Raw genomic sequence first — 15,915 nt, 5'->3', positions numbered from 1 at the left:
ACGCGCGCCCAGGCCTGCGTCTCCTCCGCCTTCGCGATGCGCAGGGCGCGACGACGCTGCCGCAGACCGTCCAGGAACGCCGCGAGGATCATGACCGGTCCCAGCGCGGCGAAGCAGAGCGAGAGCGCGGAGCCCGTCACGGCGAACAGCACCGCTCCCGATACGACCGGGACGATCGCGGCGACGAGCGGGAGCGACCCGCGTGCGGGCGTCACGGGAGCAGCGGGCAGGGAGATCGTCTCGACGGCGTGCATGCCGTCATCCCATCGCAGTCCGCACGCCTGCGGGCCGGCGTGCGCGGGATCGGTGCGCTAGACGACGGGAAGCGGGGCTGTGGAGGACGAGGCGTCGGCGGCGGGGATGCGGCGCACGTCCACCACGATGATGGTGACGTTGTCCCGTCCCCCGTTCTCCAGAGCTGCGCCGAGCATCGCGTCGACCGCAGCGTCCGGAGTCGGGTTGAGACCGAGGAAGTGCTGGATGCCGTAGTCGGTGAGCTCCTTCGTGAGCCCGTCCGAGCAGATCACGAAGCGGTCGCCGTCGCGCACGGAGAACTCGCGGTAGTCCGGCGGCAGCGCCTCGCTCACGCCGACGGCACGGGTGATCACATTGCTGTAGGGATGCCCCTCGGCCTCCTCGGGGCTCAGACGTCCCGCCGTGATGAGCTCCTGCACGACGGAGTGATCCGTCGTCACCTGGCTGAGCGCTCCGTCGCGGAGCAGATACACCCGGGAATCGCCGATGTTGAGCGACACCCAGTGCGCGTCCCCGTCGATCAGCGCGAAGAACACGCCCGTGAGCGTGGTTCCGGTTCCCTCGTCCGTGGTGTCGGGATGGGCGGTGATGTCCTGCACCGCCGCAGTGAGCGCGGTCTCGATGGTGGCCGGGGAGATCTCACCCGCCCCGACCGCTTCCTGCAGACGGGCGACCGTGCGCTGGCTCGCGATCTCACCGCCCGCGTGACCGCCCATGCCGTCGGCGACGACGAAGAGCGGGTACTCGGTCAGCAGCGAATCCTGGTTGCTCTCGCGCCGACGACCGGTGTCGGTCGCCCCCGCCCAGCTCAGGATGACCGTGTCGCCGGACGCCAGCGCGACCTCGCGCGTGTGGGCCGTGGAACCCTGGCTCATCGCGATCCTCCCTCTCCTCGGGCGGTCGGAACGACCGCTGAAATCTCACACATCGTAATGGATCCGCACCGTCGACACGCGGCTCAGGCCGCCGGATCCGCCGGGAGCGGAAGCAGCGCGTCGATCGCGGCGACGTCCTCCGCTGTCGGAGTCCACGCCGCGCCGGCGCGGGCGTTCGCCTCGATCTGCGCCGCCGAGGTCGCTCCGGCGATCACCGACGCCACGCCAGGCTGCGCCAGCAGCCACCCGAAGGTCGCCTCGAGCATCGTCACACCCCGCTCGTCGCAGAACGCCCGGTATGCCTCGAGCGCATCCCACGGTGCGTCTTCCCAGAGGTGCGCCCTGGTCCGCATGATGCGGCTCTGCGCGGGCCCTCCCTCCCGGGTGAACTTCCCGGTGAGCAGGCCGTTGTGCAGCGGGAAGAACGGGAAGAAGCCGAGCCCGAAGCGGTTCACCGCCGGGAGAACCTCGCGCTCCGCGGCACGGGACAGCAGCGAGTACTGGTTCTGCGAGGAGATGAAGCGCGCGCTGCGGGAGGCGCTCAGCTGCGCCTCCGCGATCTGCCAGCCGGTGAAGTTCGAGTGTCCGAAGTAGCGGATCTTGCCTTCGCGGACGAGCTCGTCGAGCGCGTCGAGCGTCTCCTCGATGGGCGTCTGCGGATCCGGCCAGTGCAGCTGGTAGAGGTCGATCCAGTCCGTGCGCAGGCGACGCAGCGACTCCGTGACCGCCCTGCGGATGTAGCGACGCGACCCGCGCGCGGCGGGGAAGTCGTAGCCCATGTCGAATCCGGCATAGCCGAATTTGGTCGCCAGCACGACGCGATCGCGGCGCCCCTCGAGCGCCTCGCCCATGAGGGTCTCGCTGAGGCCGGGATCCTTGCCGTAGATGTCCGCCGTGTCGAGGAAGGTGACCCCGTGGTCGATCGCGGCGTCGAGGACCTCGCGCGTACCCTGCAGGGTCTCGGTCGCGGTGCCCGCCCGTCCGAAGTTGTTGCATCCGAGTCCCACTGCGGAGACCAGGAGCCCGGACGATCCGACACGTCGTTCAGCGCTCATGCCTTCCAAACTACAGGGCGTGATCGCGCCCCGCGCCCGCACCCGGGAACGCCGGAGGCCCCGGTCCGAGGACCGGGGCCTCCGTGAGGAGCGTCAGGCCGGGGGCTGCTCACCCGTCTGCGGAGCGTCCGGGTTCGCCGCCGGCGGGGCCGGAGGAGCGGGAGGGGTCACCGGCGGCTGCGGCGCGGCCGGAGCCGGCGGAGCTGCCGGCGGCTGGAACGTCGGAGCCTGCGGCGCGGCGGGGGCCTGCGGCGCAGCCGGCTGGCCGTAGCCCGGCTGCTGCGGCGCTGCGTAGCCCTGGGCGGCCGGCGGCTGGTACCCCTGCGGGGCACCGTAACCGGGAGCCGGAGCCTGTGCCGACGGCTGCACGGGGATGCCCTGCCAGACCGTGCGGTCGGCGAGGAAGCCGTTGCCGGCCCAGGAGGCGGGGACGATGTTCGGGTTCCAGCGCGACTTGTCGAACGCGTTGATGCCGAGCCACACGATGCTGAGGAAGATGTAGAGCACGACCCAGGCGCCGCTCTTCTGCAGCTTGAGGCCGACACGCCAGGCAGCCAGCACCATCAGCACGGCCATCGCGATACCCACGAGCCATCCGAGGAAGGGCACCCAGGTGAGCAGGAAGCCGAACGCGAGCCACGGGCTCAGGTCACCGAGCTTCAGGAAGATCATCACGTTGTAGAACGGCACCCACGCGCGCCACTTGCCTTCGACGCCGGCCTTCTCGAAGATCTTCATGAGGAAGAGCGAGCCGAGCACGTAGAAGACGACGGCGAAGACGAACCAGGTCAGGGCCGCGATCAGATAGGCAGCCGCGAGCGCGGTGCTGTCTCCGTAAGAGTCCATGTTTCCCTCCGGGATCGGTTGATGATGCATTTCGCATCGAGGAGCCCCAACTGAGAATTAGCTGGGTGCTTCGACGCGAAACACCCTACCGTGTCCGGACGTCGCACTCACGAACTATTTGCGGGCCGTCGCCTGATCCGTCACCAGTTCCACGACGCGGGTCTCGCCCGCGACCCGGAGTTCGACCCCCGCGCGCGACGCCCAGTTCCGCAGGGTGCGCAGGGAGGTGATGTTCGGCCGCTCCTGCGCGAGGCGACGGACCAGCTCGCCCTTCGCGTGCTTGTTGAAGTGATTCAGCGCCTTGCCCTGCGCTGTCACGACCCTGACGTACGCCGACGGCAGCGCCTCCGGCACCGGTCCCAGCCCGACGTACGCCTCGGAGCGCAGGTCCAGCACGAAGCGGGGAGCCGCCGCCACGAGCTCCGCCGACACGGCGTCCGCCCACAGCCGCCGCAGAGCCGGGACCCCCGGCACGGATGCTCCGGCGCCGAGCCGATAGGACGGGATCGGATCCAGGGCTCCCACAGGCCCGAACGGCGCCGAGTGGATCCGGACATGAGCGCCGAGCCAGCGGCGTGCATACCCGTCCAGCGACCCGGCGTCCAGAGCATCGAACAGCACCCCGGTGTAGCGGTCCACGGCCGGCAGGATCGGGCCGTCAGCGAGGGCGGCGTTGTCCCGCACCGCCTCGGCGAGCTGGGCGTCGCTGAGCTTGAGCACGCGGCGCGTCGCCTCCGCATCCGCGGCCAGCGCCGTGAGCGCATCACGCACCTGTTGGCGCTGCGGAAGGAGGCCCGGCAGCGCCCAGGCCGACGGATCCGCGGGCCCGCGCTTCCCGCCCGGGCGCTTGGTCTCGCTCGGCGGCAGCAGGATCATCATCGGCAGGACTCCTCGGACGACGGATGGGGACGCGCAAGCGCCGGACCCCCGCGGGGATCCGGCGCTTGCGTGAACGGTTCGATCAGGCGACGAGCGCCGCGTTGCCCGCGACGATGGTCAGGGCGTCGCCCTCCATCGACACGAAGCCGTCGCGCGCGCTGGCCAGCACCTTGGTGCCGTCGAGCTGGGTGATGCGGACCTGACCCTCGGCGAGGATCGCCAGCACGGGCTCGTGCCCGGCCATGAAGCCCAGCTCGCCCTCGACGGTCTTCGCGACCACGAGGCTGGCCTCGCCGGTCCAGACCTCCGCGTCCGCGGAGACGAGGCTGACGTGCAGAGCCATGATCAGGCGTTCTCCTTCTGGATGCGCGCCCAGTTCTCCTCGACGTCCGAGATCGGGCCGACGTTGAAGAAGGCCTGCTCGGCGACGTGGTCGAAGTCACCGCGGCAGATCGCGTCGAACGACTCGATCGTGTCCTTGAGCGGAACCGTGGAGCCCTCGACACCGGTGAACTTCTTCGCCATGTAGGTGTTCTGGGACAGGAACTGCTGGATGCGGCGGGCGCGGGCGACGACGATCTTGTCCTCTTCCGAGAGCTCGTCGACACCGAGGATCGCGATGATCTCCTGCAGTTCCTTGTTCTTCTGGAGGATCTGCTTGACCGTCGTGGCCACGCGGTAGTGATCCTCGCCCAGGTAGCGGGGGTCCATGATCCGCGAGGTCGAGGTCAGCGGGTCGATCGCCGGGTACAGACCCTTCGAGGCGATCTCGCGCGAGAGCTCGGTCGTCGCGTCGAGGTGCGCGAAGGTCGTCGCCGGGGCCGGGTCGGTGTAGTCGTCGGCCGGGACGTAGATCGCCTGCAGCGAGGTGATCGAGTGACCACGGGTCGAGGTGATGCGCTCCTGGAGCACACCCATCTCGTCGGCGAGGTTCGGCTGGTAGCCCACCGCGGACGGCATGCGGCCGAGCAGCGTGGAGACCTCGGAACCGGCCTGCGTGAAGCGGAAGATGTTGTCGATGAAGAGCAGCACGTCCTGCTTCTGCACATCACGGAAGTACTCCGCCATGGTCAGGGCCGACAGGGCGACGCGCAGACGCGTCCCCGGCGGCTCGTCCATCTGGCCGAAGACGAGGGCGGTCTTGTCGAAGACGCCCGCCTCCTCCATCTCGCCGATGAGGTCGTTGCCCTCACGGGTGCGCTCGCCGACACCGGCGAACACCGACACACCGCCGTGGTCCTGCGCGACGCGCTGGATCATCTCCTGGATGAGGACGGTCTTGCCGACGCCCGCGCCGCCGAACAGGCCGATCTTGCCACCCTGCACATACGGGGTGAGCAGGTCGATCGACTTGATGCCGGTCTCGAACATGGTGGTCTTCGACTCGAGCTGGTCGAAGTTCGGGGCCTTGCGGTGGATCGGCCAGCGCTCGGTGATCTCGATCTGCTCGCCGGGCTCGGCGTTGAGGACCTCGCCGATGACGTTGAAGACCTTGCCCTTGGTGACGTCGCCGACGGGGACGGAGATGGGGGCACCGGTGTCGCGCACCTCCTGGCCGCGGACCACGCCGTCGGTGGACTTCAGCGCGATGGCGCGCACGAGGTCGTCGCCGAGGTGCTGGGCGACCTCGAGGGTGATCTCGGTCGACTCCTCGCCGATCACGATCGTGGTCTTCAGGGCGTTGTAGATGTCGGGGATCGCGTCGTGCGGGAACTCGATGTCGACGACCGGGCCGTTGACGCGAGCAACGCGCCCGACGACCGTCGTAGCGGTGGCAGTCATAATTGGTCTCTCTCCTGAGGGGCTTATTTGCTCGACGCCAGAGCGTCGGCGCCGCCGACGATCTCGGCGATCTGCTGCGTGATCTCGGCCTGGCGCGCGTTGTTGCGCAGGCGGGTGTAGTCGGTGATGAGCTTGTCAGCGTTGTCGCTGGCCGACTTCATCGCCTTCTGCGTCGCGGCCTGCTTGGCGGCGGACGACTGCAGGAGGGCGTTGAAGACCCGGCTCTGGATGTACACCGGCAGGATCGCGTCGAGCACCGTCTCCGCATCCGGCTCGAACTCGTACAGCGGGTAGACCGCGGTCGAGGTGTCGGCCTCGTCGGCCTCGGCGATCTCCAGCGGAAGCAGCCGGACCGTCTCCGGCGACTGCGTCATCATGCTGACGAAGCGGTTGAAGACGAGGTGGATCTCGTCCACTCCGCCCTGATCCCCGCCCCGATCGAACGCCTCGAGCAGCGTCGCCGAGATGGCCTCCGCCGTGTGGAACGACGGGGTGTCCGTGTCGCCGGTCCACTCCGCCGCCGCGTCGAGGCCGCGGAACTGGAAGTAGCCCACCGCCTTGCGTCCCACGAGGTAGAACACCGGCTCGCGGCCCTCGGAGCGCAGGAGCTCTGCGAGCTCCATGCCCTCACGGAGGATCTGCGAGTTGAAGGCGCCCGCGAGACCGCGATCCGACGAGAAGATCACGACCGCGGAGCGGCGGATGTTCTCGGGCTCACGGGTGAGCGGGTGGTCGACGTTGGAGTGCGTGGCCACGGCGGAGACGGCCCTCGTCACGGCCCGCGCGAAGGGCGAGGACGCGTTGACGCGCGCCATCGCCTTCTGGATGCGCGAAGCCGCGATGAGTTCCATCGCCTTCGTGATCTTCTTGGTCGTCTGAGCAGAAGAGATCTTCTGCTTGTAGACCCGGAGTTGTGCGCCCATAGCTCAGACTCCCCCGCGCTTACGCGCGACGGCCCTTGACGATCTTCTCCTGGTTCACGTCGTCGACGTCCGCGGCGCTGTGCTCCTCGTGGCCGGGAGCGCCGATGCCGTGACCGGTGCCGCCCTGGAACTCGAGGATGAAGGCGTCGGTGGCCTTGTCGAGCTCGGCGACCGTGTCGTCGTCGAGGACGTTGGTCTCACGCAGGCGATCGAGCACCGTGGTGTGACGACGGAGGTGGTCGAGCAGCTCCCGCTCGAAGCGCAGCACGTCCTCGACCTCGATGGTGTCGAGCTTGCCGTTGGTGCCGGCCCAGATCGACACGACCTGGTCCTCCACCGGGTACGGCGAGTACTGCGGCTGCTTGAGCAGCTCGGTCAGACGCGCGCCGCGCGCCAGCTGGCGCCGCGAGGCCTGGTCGAGGTCGGACGCGAACATCGCGAAGGCCTCGAGCGAGCGGTACTGCGCGAGCTCGAGCTTCAGCGTTCCCGAGACCTTCTTGATCGACTTCACCTGGGCGTCACCACCGACGCGGGACACCGAGATGCCCACGTCTACAGCCGGACGCTGGTTCGCGTTGAACAGGTCGGACTGCAGGAAGATCTGGCCGTCGGTGATCGAGATCACGTTGGTCGGGATGTACGCCGAGACGTCGTTGGCCTTGGTCTCGATGATGGGCAGACCCGTCATCGAACCGGCGCCGAGCTCGTCGGACAGCTTCGCGCAGCGCTCCAGCAGGCGGGAGTGCAGGTAGAAGACGTCGCCGGGGTACGCCTCGCGGCCCGGCGGACGGCGCAGCAGCAGCGACACGGCGCGGTAGGCCTCGGCCTGCTTCGACAGGTCGTCGAAGATGATCAGGACGTGCTTGCCGCCGTACATCCAGTGCTGGCCGATGGCCGAACCGGTGTAGGGGGCGAGGTACTTGAAGCCGGCCGGGTCGGAGGCCGGGGCCGCGACGATGGTCGTGTACTCCAGGGCGCCGGCCTCTTCCAGCGCACCCTTGACGGAGGCGATGGTCGAGCCCTTCTGGCCGATGGCGACGTAGATGCAGCGGACCTGCTTGTTGACGTCGCCCGACTCCCAGTTGGCCTTCTGGTTGATGATCGTGTCGATCGCGATCGCCGTCTTGCCGGTCTGGCGGTCGCCGATGATGAGCTGGCGCTGGCCGCGGCCGACGGGGATCATCGCGTCGATGGCCTTGATGCCGGTCTGCATCGGCTCGTGCACGCTCTTGCGCTGCATGACGCCGGGCGCCTGCAGCTCGAGGGCGCGGACGCCGTCCGTCGCGATCTCGCCGAGACCGTCGATCGGGTTGCCGAGCGGGTCCACGACGCGGCCGAGGTAGCCGTCGCCGACCGGCACGGAGAGGACCTCACCGGTACGGGTGACCTCCTGGCCGGCCTCGATGCCGGCGAAGTCGCCGAGGACGACGACGCCGATCTCGTGCTCGTCCAGGTTCAGCGCGAGTCCCTTGGTGCCGTCGGCGAAGGTCACGAGCTCGTTCGCCATGACGCCGGGCAGTCCCTCGACGTGCGCGATGCCGTCCGCTGCGTCGATGACGGTGCCGACCTCGGTCGCCGTGCCGGACGTCGGCTCGTACGCGGCGACGAAGTCCTTCAGCGCGTCACGGATGACGTCGGGGCTGATCGAAAGTTCTGCCATTGTCTTCCCTTTGTATCTGGTAGCGCGGCCTTACCGCGCGAAGTTCGTTTGTCAGCCCGCGAGCTTCTGCCGGAGATCGGCGAGGCGGGCGGCGATGCTGCCGTCGATGACGTCGTCCGCGACCTGCACGCGCAGGCCTCCGACGACGGCGGAGTCGAGCACCTCGTTCAGCGCGATCTGACGGCCGTAACGGCCCGTCAGCACGGCGCGGAGACGGTCGCGCTGCGGCGCGCTGAGCGGAGCAGCCGTGTGCACGGTCGCGACGATCCGGTCGCGCTGCGCCGAGACGATCCGCATGGCGCGGCTCAGCAGACGGCGCACGCGGCGGCCGCGCGGCTCGCGCACCAGCGACGTGACGATGAGCGACGTCGCGGGGTGCAGGCTCGATCCGACCAGCTTCTGCACGAGCGCGGCCTTGCCCTCGCCGCCACCGAGGCGACCGCCCAGGGCCAGCTCGAGATCGGCGTTGTCCGCGACGAGACGCGAGACCGAGAACAGCTCGCCCTCGATGTCGGCGTCCGGCGAGGAGATCGCCGCCGCGCGCACCGCGAGCTCCTCCACACCGTCGACGAGGTCGGCGGCGGAGGACCAGCGCTGGGAGACGGCCGTGGTGAGCAGGCTCACCGTGATCGGAGACGCTCCGGCGAACACGCGCGACACCAGGGCGGCGCGGGCCTCGACGGGGGCGGACGGGTCGGCGAGCGCGCCGCTCAGCGCGGTGGACTCACCGATCAGGCGCGTGGCGGAGAACAGTTCTCCGGCGACGTCGAGGGTGATCCCCTGCGCGGCGGTCAGAGCACTGCTCGACGCCGTGAGGGCCTGAGCGGTCGCGCTGCCCATTACTTCGCCGCCTCGGAGGCCTCGAGGTCCGCCAGGAAGCGGTCCACGACGGCCGTCGCGCGTGCGTCGTTGGAGAGGGTCTCGCCGACCACGCCACCGGCGAGGTCGAGAGCGAGGCCGCCGACCTCGTTGCGCAGCGAGACGAACGCCGTCTGGCGCTCCGCCTCGATCTGCGAGTGGGCGGCGGCGGTCAGACGCGCAGCCTCGGCGACAGCGGTCTCCTTGGCCTCGGCGACGATCTTCTTGCCGTCCTCACGGGCGGTCTCGCGGATCGTGCCGGCCTCGGTGCGCGCCTCGGCGAGCTGACGGGTGTACTCCTCCAGCGCGGCCTCGGCCTGCTTCTGGGCCTCGTCCGCCTTGGCGATGTTGCCCTCGATGGCAGCGGAGCGCTCGTCGAGCATCTTCGTGAACCGCGGAAGGGCGTAGAACCACACCACGGCGAGGATCACGACGAACCACAGCGCCGACCAGACCAGGTCGTACCACGCCGGCAGGAGCGGGTTGTGAGCCGCCTCGCCCTCTGCCGCGAGGTTCGTGACAAGAGCGTTCAGCATCCTGTCTCCTTCGGGATTCGGGTGCGGATTACGGGAAGGGGATGAAGCCGACGGCGATGCCGACGAACGCGAGCGCCTCGGTGAAGGCGATGCCGATCCACATCAGAACCTGCAGGCGACCGGCCAGCTCGGGCTGACGGGCGACACCCTCGATCGTCTTGCCGACGACGATGCCCACGCCGATGGCCGGGCCGATGGCGGCGAGGCCGTAGCCGATCGCCGCGAGGTTGCCGTTGACTGCTGCGAGAACCGTAGTAGCGTCCACGGGTTTTTCCTTTCGTTGTGGGCGGCAGGTTCGCCGCCCGCAGGGGTTGTCAGTGCTCTTCTGCGACCGCGAGCTGGATGTAGACCGCGGTGAGGACGGTGAAGACGTAGGCCTGGAGGACGGCGACGAGGATCTCGAAGACCGAGAAGGCGCCGCCGAAGGCGAGGGTTCCGACGCCGAGCGCAGCCCAGCCGCCGCCCGCCGTGAAGAAGAAGAACGCGGTGGCCGAGTAGCACAGCACGAGCAGCATGTGGCCGACGACCATGTTCATCAGAAGACGAAGGGTCAGGGTCACCGGGCGGATGATGAAGGTCGAGATGAACTCGATCGGCGTCACGATGATGTAGACCGGCCACGGCACACCGGCCGGGAAGAGCGCGTTCTTGAAGAAGTTCTTCGGGCTCTTCTTGATACCGGCGTAGATGAAGGTGATGTAGCTGATGACCGCGAGCAGCAGGGGAACGCCGATGATGCTCGTACCGGCGATGTTCAGGCCGGGGATGATGCCCGTGATGTTCATGAACAGCGTCATGAAGAAGATCGTGGTGAGGATCGGCAGGAACCGGTCGCCGTCCTTGCGGCCGAGCAGGTCGTGCGCGATGCCGCCGCGGACGAAGCCGAGGCCCATCTCGACGACGCTCTGGAAGCGGCCGGGGACGATCTTCATCCGGCGGGTTCCGAGCACCAGGATCAGCACCACGGCCACGACCGAGACGAACTGAACGAGGTGGATCCTGTGGATCGGGACGCCGAAGACGTTGAACAGGATCTCGGGGAAGAACTCGTCCATCGACGGGCCGTGGAAACCGCTGTCGTCGGCCAGTCGAGGAATCATGGTCGCAGCAAGATTAAACAGCGCGGGCTCCAACTTCGGGGCACCGGGGGCTACCGGGGCGTCGGTCGATGTGCTTCACAGCGCAGCGCTCGCGGGACGAGCGGGCTCGGGTTCCAGCCTATCAGACGTGTGAGTTCCCTGAATCCGCGTCATGATCCCGCCCAGAGGGACTACGCTCCCCTGCCGACGGCGCCACGTCCTCGGGGGCGACGGTCGGCAGCGAGGTGTCGCTGACGACGGGCAGTCGCATCTTCAGGAACACGACGGCATCGATGCCGAGCGAGACCAGCACCCCCGCGAGCAGCGCCCAGAAGAAGACGACCGGCTCCAGCCAGGGCTGCCCGCGCAGCACGAGGATCAGCACGAAGAAGAGCGCGAGCTTCAGGAACCAGCCGCCCATCACGATCGCGAAGAAGAGCTGCACGTAGAGCTCCTGACCGAACCAGCGGTTCGCGATGAGGATGCTGCCGGCCGTGATCGCGCCGAACACCACCGCGATGAGGGCGCCGATCAGACCGCTCCACACGCCGGGGGCGCCCTTGACCGCTCCCCCGACGACTGCGGCGACCACGCCGAGCACGACGGCGGCGACGCCGGACGCGACCAGCGCGGTGCGCAGGATCGGGGTGCTGGTGACGGGGTGGGGGCTCGCGGAGCTCATTTCGATTCCTTCTGCGGGGCGCGCGGGCGCGACGGGATGAGGGTGACGACGAGGCAGGCTCCCGCGCCGACGATGCCGAAGACCACGCCGGCGGCGTACTCGCCGTACCAGCCCTCCCGCGAGCCGATGTACATCAGCAGCACGGCGATCGAGATGACCGCGGTCCAGGCGTAGAAGATGAGCACCGCGTCGCGGCCCCGATGACCGAGGTCGAGCATGCGGTGGTGCAGGTGCTTGCGGTCGGGCGAGAACGGCGACTTGCCCGCGCGCATGCGGCGCAGCACCGCCAGCCCGAAGTCGAGCAGCGGCAGCAGCACCACGACGACCGGGAGCAGGATCGGGATGAACGCGCCGAGCAGCTGCGAACGGCCGATCTGCGCGTTGGTCAGCACCGCCGGGTTCAGCTGCCCCGTAATGGCGACGGCGCTGGTCGCCATGAGCAGACCGATCACGAGGGCCCCGGAGTCGCCCATGAACAGCTTCGCCGGGCTCCAGTTCAAGGGCAGGAAGCCGATGCAGGCGCCGATCAGCACGGCGGCGATGAACGGCGCGAGGCTGAAGTAGCTGGACTGCCCGATGTCCCTGGCGATGATGTACGAGTACGCGAAGAACACGCCGTTCGCGATGAGGCAGACGCCCGCGACGAGGCCGTCCAGGCCGTCGATGAAGTTGACCGCGTTCATCACGATGACGATCGCGAACATCGTGATGACGATGCTCAGCGCATTCGAGGCGATCACCGGCTCGGGCAGCGGGAGCGAGGCGATCTGCAGTCCGCCGACGATCGTGACCAGGCCCGCGGCGAGGAACTGGGCGCCGAGCTTGATCATCCAGTCCAGATCCCACAGATCGTCGATGACGCCCACGACCGCGATGAGCAGCACGGCGCCGAGCACCGACCACATCGTCTGCGGCTGCGCCCAGATGATGTGGAAGAACGGGCTCGCGGCGCTTGCGGCGAACGCCGCGAGGATGCCGCAGAGCATCGCCACCCCGCCGAGCCGCGGCGTCGGAGTCGTGTGCACGTCGCGCTCGCGGATGCCGGGGTACAGCTTGAAGCGCAGGCTCAGCTGCCACACCGCCCAGGAGCAGGCGAGGGTGACGGCGGCCGTGAGGATCACGGTGAACAGGTACTGCTTCACGTCGTCGCTCTCATCCGAAGACCGTCAGGACGGCTCTTCGAGCAGATCCCCGAGCACGCGGGCGAGGTCGTCGCGGGACACGGCGCCTTCGCGGAGCACGCGGACCTTCGCATCGTCGCCGCCCGGGCGCACGAGGGAGGTGGCGTCGACGATCGTCGATGCGACGCCGCCGGTCGCGGGCCCCGCATCGAGGTAGACCGCGACGCTGTCGCCGAGCATGTCCTGCGCGCCCTGCGCCTCGACCGCGGCGGGCCGGCCGGTGAGGTTCGCGCTGGAGACGGCGAGCGGCCCGGTCTCCTCGAGCAGCGCCAGGGCGACCTTGTGGTCGGGCATCCGCACGGCGACCGTGCCGTGGGTCTCGCCGAGGTCCCAGACGAGCGAGGGCTGCGAGGGCAGCACGATCGTCAGGCCGCCCGGCCAGAACGCGTCCACGAGACGCTGCACCGGCTCCGGCACGCTCTCGACGAGAGCGGCGAGGGTGGCGGTGCTGCCGACGAGCACGGGAGGCGGCTGCTGGCGACCTCTCCCCTTCGCGTCGAGCAGGCGCTGGACGGCGGCGGGGCTGAACGCATCGGCGCCCACGCCGTAGACGGTGTCGGTGGGGAGCACGACCAGCTCGCCGCGGCCGATCGCCAGACGGGCCTGGCGCATGCCGGTGAGGATCTGATCCGCGTCGCGGCTATCGAAGAGGGAGGACATGACCGACCCAGTCTACGGGGCGGAGCGTCCCGCCCTGCTGTGGGCGCGATGCGAGCCGGCTCGACGGCGGCGCGGAACGGGTTACGGACGGATCGCCGTCGTGGCCCGGTCGCGCCGGGTGAGGTCCTGATGCGTCGCGGTCGCGCGCCAGCCGTCCGCCGCGAGCAGCTCCCGGATCGCGGCTCCCTGCACCTCGGCATGCTCGAGCACCAGCGTGCCCCCGGGATGCAGCAGCGCCCAGGCTCGGCGACTGATCGCCCGCACCACATCGAGCCCGTCCGGGCCGCCGTAGAGCGCGAGCGCCGGGTCGAACAGGCGCACCTCGGGGTCGCGCGGGATCGCGTCGTCCGGGACGTACGGCGGATTGGAGATGACGACGTCCACCGTGCCGTCCAGCTCGCCCAGAGCCTCGCGGAGGTCCCCGAGCACGAGCGCGAGGTTGCCCTGCATCGCGGTGTTGCGCTGCGCCCACGCGTGCGCCTCGGGCGACAGCTCCACCGCGTGCACTCGCGCATGCGGCACCTCGGTCGCGAGTGCGAGCGCGATCGCGCCGGATCCCGTGCACAGGTCGACGCCGACAGGCTCGGGCGATGCGGAGGCCAGCAGCGCGTCGATCGCGAACTGCGCGACGATCTCGGTCTCCGGCCGTGGCACGAAGACGCCAGGACCGACGGCGAGCTCGAGGTGGCGGAACGGAGCCGTTCCGGTGAGATGCTGGAGCGGCTCGCGCGCCGCCCGCCGGGCGACCAGCGCCTCCAGCGCGTCGGTCTGGGTCTCGTCGAGCGCATCACCGCGGATCGTCGCCGCCTGCACCGCGCCGCGCCCCATTCCCAGGACGTGGCCCGCGAGCAGCTCGGCGTCGACGACGGGGTCGGGCACGCCGGCCTCGCCGAGGACGGTCGCGGCACGGCGGAGGGCTTCGGCGAGGGGCGCGGACATAGACCTCCAGCGTAATGCGGCCGTCACATTCACCGTGCGCACACGACCCCGGCCTAGGCTGTGCACGATCGTGTCCTCGTCGACTAGCGGGACGGGACCCGTCGCTCCACCCGACGCAGTGCGCCCATCGAAAGGTCCGTCATGGCAGGCATCCACTCCGACATCACCAGCACGTTCGGCAACACCCCGCTCGTCCGGCTGAACCACGTCACCGAGGGCCTCGACGCCACGGTTCTCGTCAAGCTCGAGTCGTTCAACCCGGCGTCCAGCGTCAAGGACCGCATCGGCATCGCCATCGTCGACGCCGCCGAGGCGTCGGGCGAGCTGAAGCCGGGCGGCACCATCGTCGAGGCCACCAGCGGCAACACCGGCATCGCGCTGGCGATGGTCGGCGCGGCCCGCGGCTACCGCGTGATCCTCACCATGCCCGCGTCCATGTCGAAGGAGCGGCGCGTGCTGCTCAAGGCGTTCGGCGCCGAGCTCGTGCTCACCGACCCCACGCTCGGCATGAAGGGCGCGATCGAGGAGCTCCAGAAGATCATCGCCGAGACCCCGGGCGCCGTGTGGGCCCGCCAGTTCGAGAACGCCGCGAACCCCCAGATCCACCGGGAGACCACCGCGCAGGAGATCCTGCGCGACACCGAGGGCAAGGTCGACGTCTTCGTCGCCGGCATCGGCACCGGTGGCACGATCACGGGCACGGGTCAGGCGCTCAAGGCGGTCAACCCCGAGGTGACCGTGATCGCCGTCGAGCCGACCGACTCCCCGCTGCTCAGCCAGGGCCACCCCGGACCGGCGAAGATCCAGGGCATCGGCCCCAACTTCGTCCCCGCGATCCTGGACCGCGACGTCATCGACGAGATCATCACGGCCGGCTTCGAGGAGTCCCTCGCCACCGCGCGCGACCTCGCCGCGAAGGAGGGCCTGCTCGTCGGGATCTCCGCCGGCGCCGCCGTCGCCCAGGCGCTGAAGGTCGCGGCGCGCCCCGAGAGCGCCGGCAAGACCATCGTCGTCATCGCCCCGGACACCGGCGAGCGCTACCTGTCGACCGCCCTCTTCGAGGACCTGCGCGAAGACTGATGACCGTCTCCGAGACTCCCCGGGGGTCCGACATGTCGTGGGCCGGGCGGATGCGCGAAGACGTCGCGTCCGCCCGGCTGCGCGACCCCGCGGCGCGCGGCGGGCTCGAGATCGCGCTGCTCTATCCCGGCCTGCACGCCATCTGGGCGCACCGGCTCAACCACGCGCTGTGGAAGCGCGGACTGCGCTTCCCGGCACGGATGGGCTCGCAGGTCGCTCGCTGGCTCACCGGCATCGAGATCCACCCGGGCGCGCAGATCGGGCGGCGCTTCTTCATCGACCACGGCATGGGCGTCGTGATCGGAGAGACCGCCGAGGTCGGCGACGACGTAATGCTCTACCACGGGGTCACGCTCGGCGGCCGCACGCGCGACGCCGGCAAGCGCCACCCCACCCTCGAGGACGGTGTCGTCGTCGGCGCCGGCGCGAAGATCCTGGGACCCGTCGTGATCGGGGCGCGATCCGCGATCGGGGCCAATGCGGTCGTGACGAAGGACGCCCCCGCCGACTCCGTGCTCACCGGCGTCCCCGCGCGCGCCCGGCCCCGCATCGAGGGCGAGAGCACGGCACGGATCCTCTCCGTGCCGGACTACTCGATCTGACGCTCGCTCGCGGATCTCGCCAC

Annotated in this window: 18 protein-coding genes; 2 read left to right on the top strand and 16 right to left on the bottom strand. The window is 69.6% G+C overall.

Annotation, left to right across the window (positions count from 1 at the left end; genetic code table 11):
• Positions 1–311: 311 nt before the first annotated feature.
• The 16 genes from WFJ01_RS10965 to prmC form a co-directional block, all read right to left on the bottom strand.
• Positions 312–1,130, bottom strand: a complete 819-nt coding sequence (locus tag WFJ01_RS10965; protein ID WP_251444663.1) for a PP2C family protein-serine/threonine phosphatase — start codon at positions 1,128–1,130, stop codon at positions 312–314.
• Positions 1,131–1,213: 83 nt separating this feature from the next.
• Positions 1,214–2,185, bottom strand: a complete 972-nt coding sequence (locus tag WFJ01_RS10960) for an aldo/keto reductase (protein ID WP_336629020.1) — start codon at positions 2,183–2,185, stop codon at positions 1,214–1,216.
• A 93-nt stretch (positions 2,186–2,278) separates the two neighbouring features.
• Entirely contained in the window at positions 2,279–3,031 is a 753-nt protein-coding gene (locus tag WFJ01_RS10955) for a large exoprotein (RefSeq protein ID WP_336629019.1), read from the bottom strand.
• A gap of 114 nt (positions 3,032–3,145) precedes the next feature.
• Positions 3,146–3,910 carry a YaaA family protein gene (locus WFJ01_RS10950; RefSeq protein ID WP_336629018.1) on the bottom strand — a complete coding sequence of 255 codons (765 nt, stop codon included), beginning with the start codon at positions 3,908–3,910 and terminating at the stop codon, positions 3,146–3,148.
• Between the two features lie 82 nt (positions 3,911–3,992).
• On the bottom strand, positions 3,993–4,253 hold the full coding sequence (locus tag WFJ01_RS10945) for a F0F1 ATP synthase subunit epsilon (protein ID WP_233310707.1): 261 nt from the start codon (positions 4,251–4,253) through the stop codon (positions 3,993–3,995).
• A 2-nt stretch (positions 4,254–4,255) separates the two neighbouring features.
• Complete coding sequence (gene atpD, locus WFJ01_RS10940; protein WP_292881018.1) at positions 4,256–5,692, bottom strand: F0F1 ATP synthase subunit beta; 1,437 nt, start codon at positions 5,690–5,692, stop codon at positions 4,256–4,258.
• Positions 5,693–5,715: 23 nt separating this feature from the next.
• Positions 5,716–6,615 carry a F0F1 ATP synthase subunit gamma gene (locus WFJ01_RS10935; protein ID WP_251444670.1) on the bottom strand — a complete coding sequence of 300 codons (900 nt, stop codon included), beginning with the start codon at positions 6,613–6,615 and terminating at the stop codon, positions 5,716–5,718.
• A gap of 19 nt (positions 6,616–6,634) precedes the next feature.
• Complete coding sequence (gene atpA / locus WFJ01_RS10930) at positions 6,635–8,275, bottom strand: F0F1 ATP synthase subunit alpha (protein ID WP_251444672.1); 1,641 nt, start codon at positions 8,273–8,275, stop codon at positions 6,635–6,637.
• Between the two features lie 51 nt (positions 8,276–8,326).
• A complete protein-coding gene (locus WFJ01_RS10925) occupies positions 8,327–9,115 on the bottom strand; it encodes a F0F1 ATP synthase subunit delta (RefSeq protein WP_251444675.1) in 789 nt (262 codons plus the stop codon).
• On the bottom strand, positions 9,115–9,669 hold the full coding sequence (locus tag WFJ01_RS10920) for a F0F1 ATP synthase subunit B (protein WP_336629017.1): 555 nt from the start codon (positions 9,667–9,669) through the stop codon (positions 9,115–9,117). The genes WFJ01_RS10925 and WFJ01_RS10920 overlap by 1 nt, the downstream gene beginning before the upstream one ends.
• Positions 9,670–9,697: 28 nt before the next feature.
• A complete protein-coding gene (gene atpE / locus WFJ01_RS10915) occupies positions 9,698–9,934 on the bottom strand; it encodes an ATP synthase F0 subunit C (protein ID WP_045251710.1) in 237 nt (78 codons plus the stop codon).
• 49 nt (positions 9,935–9,983) lie between these two features.
• On the bottom strand, positions 9,984–10,769 hold the full coding sequence (atpB, locus tag WFJ01_RS10910) for a F0F1 ATP synthase subunit A (RefSeq protein WP_251444681.1): 786 nt from the start codon (positions 10,767–10,769) through the stop codon (positions 9,984–9,986).
• Between the two features lie 121 nt (positions 10,770–10,890).
• A complete protein-coding gene (locus tag WFJ01_RS10905) occupies positions 10,891–11,430 on the bottom strand; it encodes a hypothetical protein (protein ID WP_295033766.1) in 540 nt (179 codons plus the stop codon).
• Complete coding sequence (locus WFJ01_RS10900; protein ID WP_292881028.1) at positions 11,427–12,572, bottom strand: MraY family glycosyltransferase; 1,146 nt, start codon at positions 12,570–12,572, stop codon at positions 11,427–11,429. Before WFJ01_RS10900 ends, WFJ01_RS10905 begins: the two co-directional genes overlap by 4 nt.
• Before the next feature lie 24 nt (positions 12,573–12,596).
• Positions 12,597–13,271, bottom strand: coding sequence for an L-threonylcarbamoyladenylate synthase (locus WFJ01_RS10895; protein WP_251444690.1), 675 nt, complete (start codon positions 13,269–13,271; stop codon positions 12,597–12,599).
• A gap of 81 nt (positions 13,272–13,352) precedes the next feature.
• Positions 13,353–14,210 (bottom strand): peptide chain release factor N(5)-glutamine methyltransferase, encoded by an 858-nt coding sequence (gene prmC, locus WFJ01_RS10890; RefSeq protein WP_251444693.1) that lies wholly within the window; start codon positions 14,208–14,210, stop codon positions 13,353–13,355.
• 141 nt (positions 14,211–14,351) lie between these two features.
• Here prmC and cysK point away from each other — a divergent pair, with 141 nt between their 5' ends.
• Together cysK and epsC are read left to right on the top strand one after the other, a co-directional pair.
• The gene (gene cysK, locus WFJ01_RS10885) at positions 14,352–15,290 is read left to right on the top strand and encodes a cysteine synthase A (protein ID WP_251444696.1); all 939 of its coding nucleotides are present in this window, start codon (positions 14,352–14,354) and stop codon (positions 15,288–15,290) included.
• Positions 15,290–15,892, top strand: coding sequence for a serine O-acetyltransferase EpsC (gene epsC, locus WFJ01_RS10880; RefSeq protein WP_251444700.1), 603 nt, complete (start codon positions 15,290–15,292; stop codon positions 15,890–15,892). Before cysK ends, epsC begins: the two co-directional genes overlap by 1 nt.
• Positions 15,893–15,915: the final 23 nt, after the last annotated feature.

This window comes from Microbacterium sp. MMO-35, from assembly GCF_037147555.1.
Classification (GTDB): domain Bacteria; phylum Actinomycetota; class Actinomycetes; order Actinomycetales; family Microbacteriaceae; genus Microbacterium.
Note: the sequence above shows the minus strand (reverse complement) of the source record. Positions and strands in the feature narration are given on the sequence as shown.

Bases quoted from the DNA above. Each gene is read 5' to 3' on its own strand.
- WFJ01_RS10965 (WP_251444663.1), bottom strand. From the start codon at position 1,130: ATGAGCCAGGGTTCCACGGCCCACACGCGCGAGGTCGCGCTGGCGTCC.
- WFJ01_RS10960 (WP_336629020.1), bottom strand. From the start codon at position 2,185: ATGAGCGCTGAACGACGTGTCGGATCGTCCGGGCTCCTGGTCTCCGCA.
- WFJ01_RS10955 (WP_336629019.1), bottom strand. From the start codon at position 3,031: ATGGACTCTTACGGAGACAGCACCGCGCTCGCGGCTGCCTATCTGATC.
- WFJ01_RS10950 (WP_336629018.1), bottom strand. From the start codon at position 3,910: ATGATGATCCTGCTGCCGCCGAGCGAGACCAAGCGCCCGGGCGGGAAG.
- WFJ01_RS10945 (WP_233310707.1), bottom strand. From the start codon at position 4,253: ATGGCTCTGCACGTCAGCCTCGTCTCCGCGGACGCGGAGGTCTGGACC.
- atpD (WP_292881018.1), bottom strand. From the start codon at position 5,692: ATGACTGCCACCGCTACGACGGTCGTCGGGCGCGTTGCTCGCGTCAAC.
- WFJ01_RS10935 (WP_251444670.1), bottom strand. From the start codon at position 6,615: ATGGGCGCACAACTCCGGGTCTACAAGCAGAAGATCTCTTCTGCTCAG.
- atpA (WP_251444672.1), bottom strand. From the start codon at position 8,275: ATGGCAGAACTTTCGATCAGCCCCGACGTCATCCGTGACGCGCTGAAG.
- WFJ01_RS10925 (WP_251444675.1), bottom strand. From the start codon at position 9,115: ATGGGCAGCGCGACCGCTCAGGCCCTCACGGCGTCGAGCAGTGCTCTG.
- WFJ01_RS10920 (WP_336629017.1), bottom strand. From the start codon at position 9,669: ATGCTGAACGCTCTTGTCACGAACCTCGCGGCAGAGGGCGAGGCGGCT.
- atpB (WP_251444681.1), bottom strand. From the start codon at position 10,769: ATGATTCCTCGACTGGCCGACGACAGCGGTTTCCACGGCCCGTCGATG.
- WFJ01_RS10905 (WP_295033766.1), bottom strand. From the start codon at position 11,430: ATGAGCTCCGCGAGCCCCCACCCCGTCACCAGCACCCCGATCCTGCGC.
- WFJ01_RS10895 (WP_251444690.1), bottom strand. From the start codon at position 13,271: ATGTCCTCCCTCTTCGATAGCCGCGACGCGGATCAGATCCTCACCGGC.
- prmC (WP_251444693.1), bottom strand. From the start codon at position 14,210: ATGTCCGCGCCCCTCGCCGAAGCCCTCCGCCGTGCCGCGACCGTCCTC.
- cysK (WP_251444696.1), top strand. From the start codon at position 14,352: ATGGCAGGCATCCACTCCGACATCACCAGCACGTTCGGCAACACCCCG.
- epsC (WP_251444700.1), top strand. From the start codon at position 15,290: ATGACCGTCTCCGAGACTCCCCGGGGGTCCGACATGTCGTGGGCCGGG.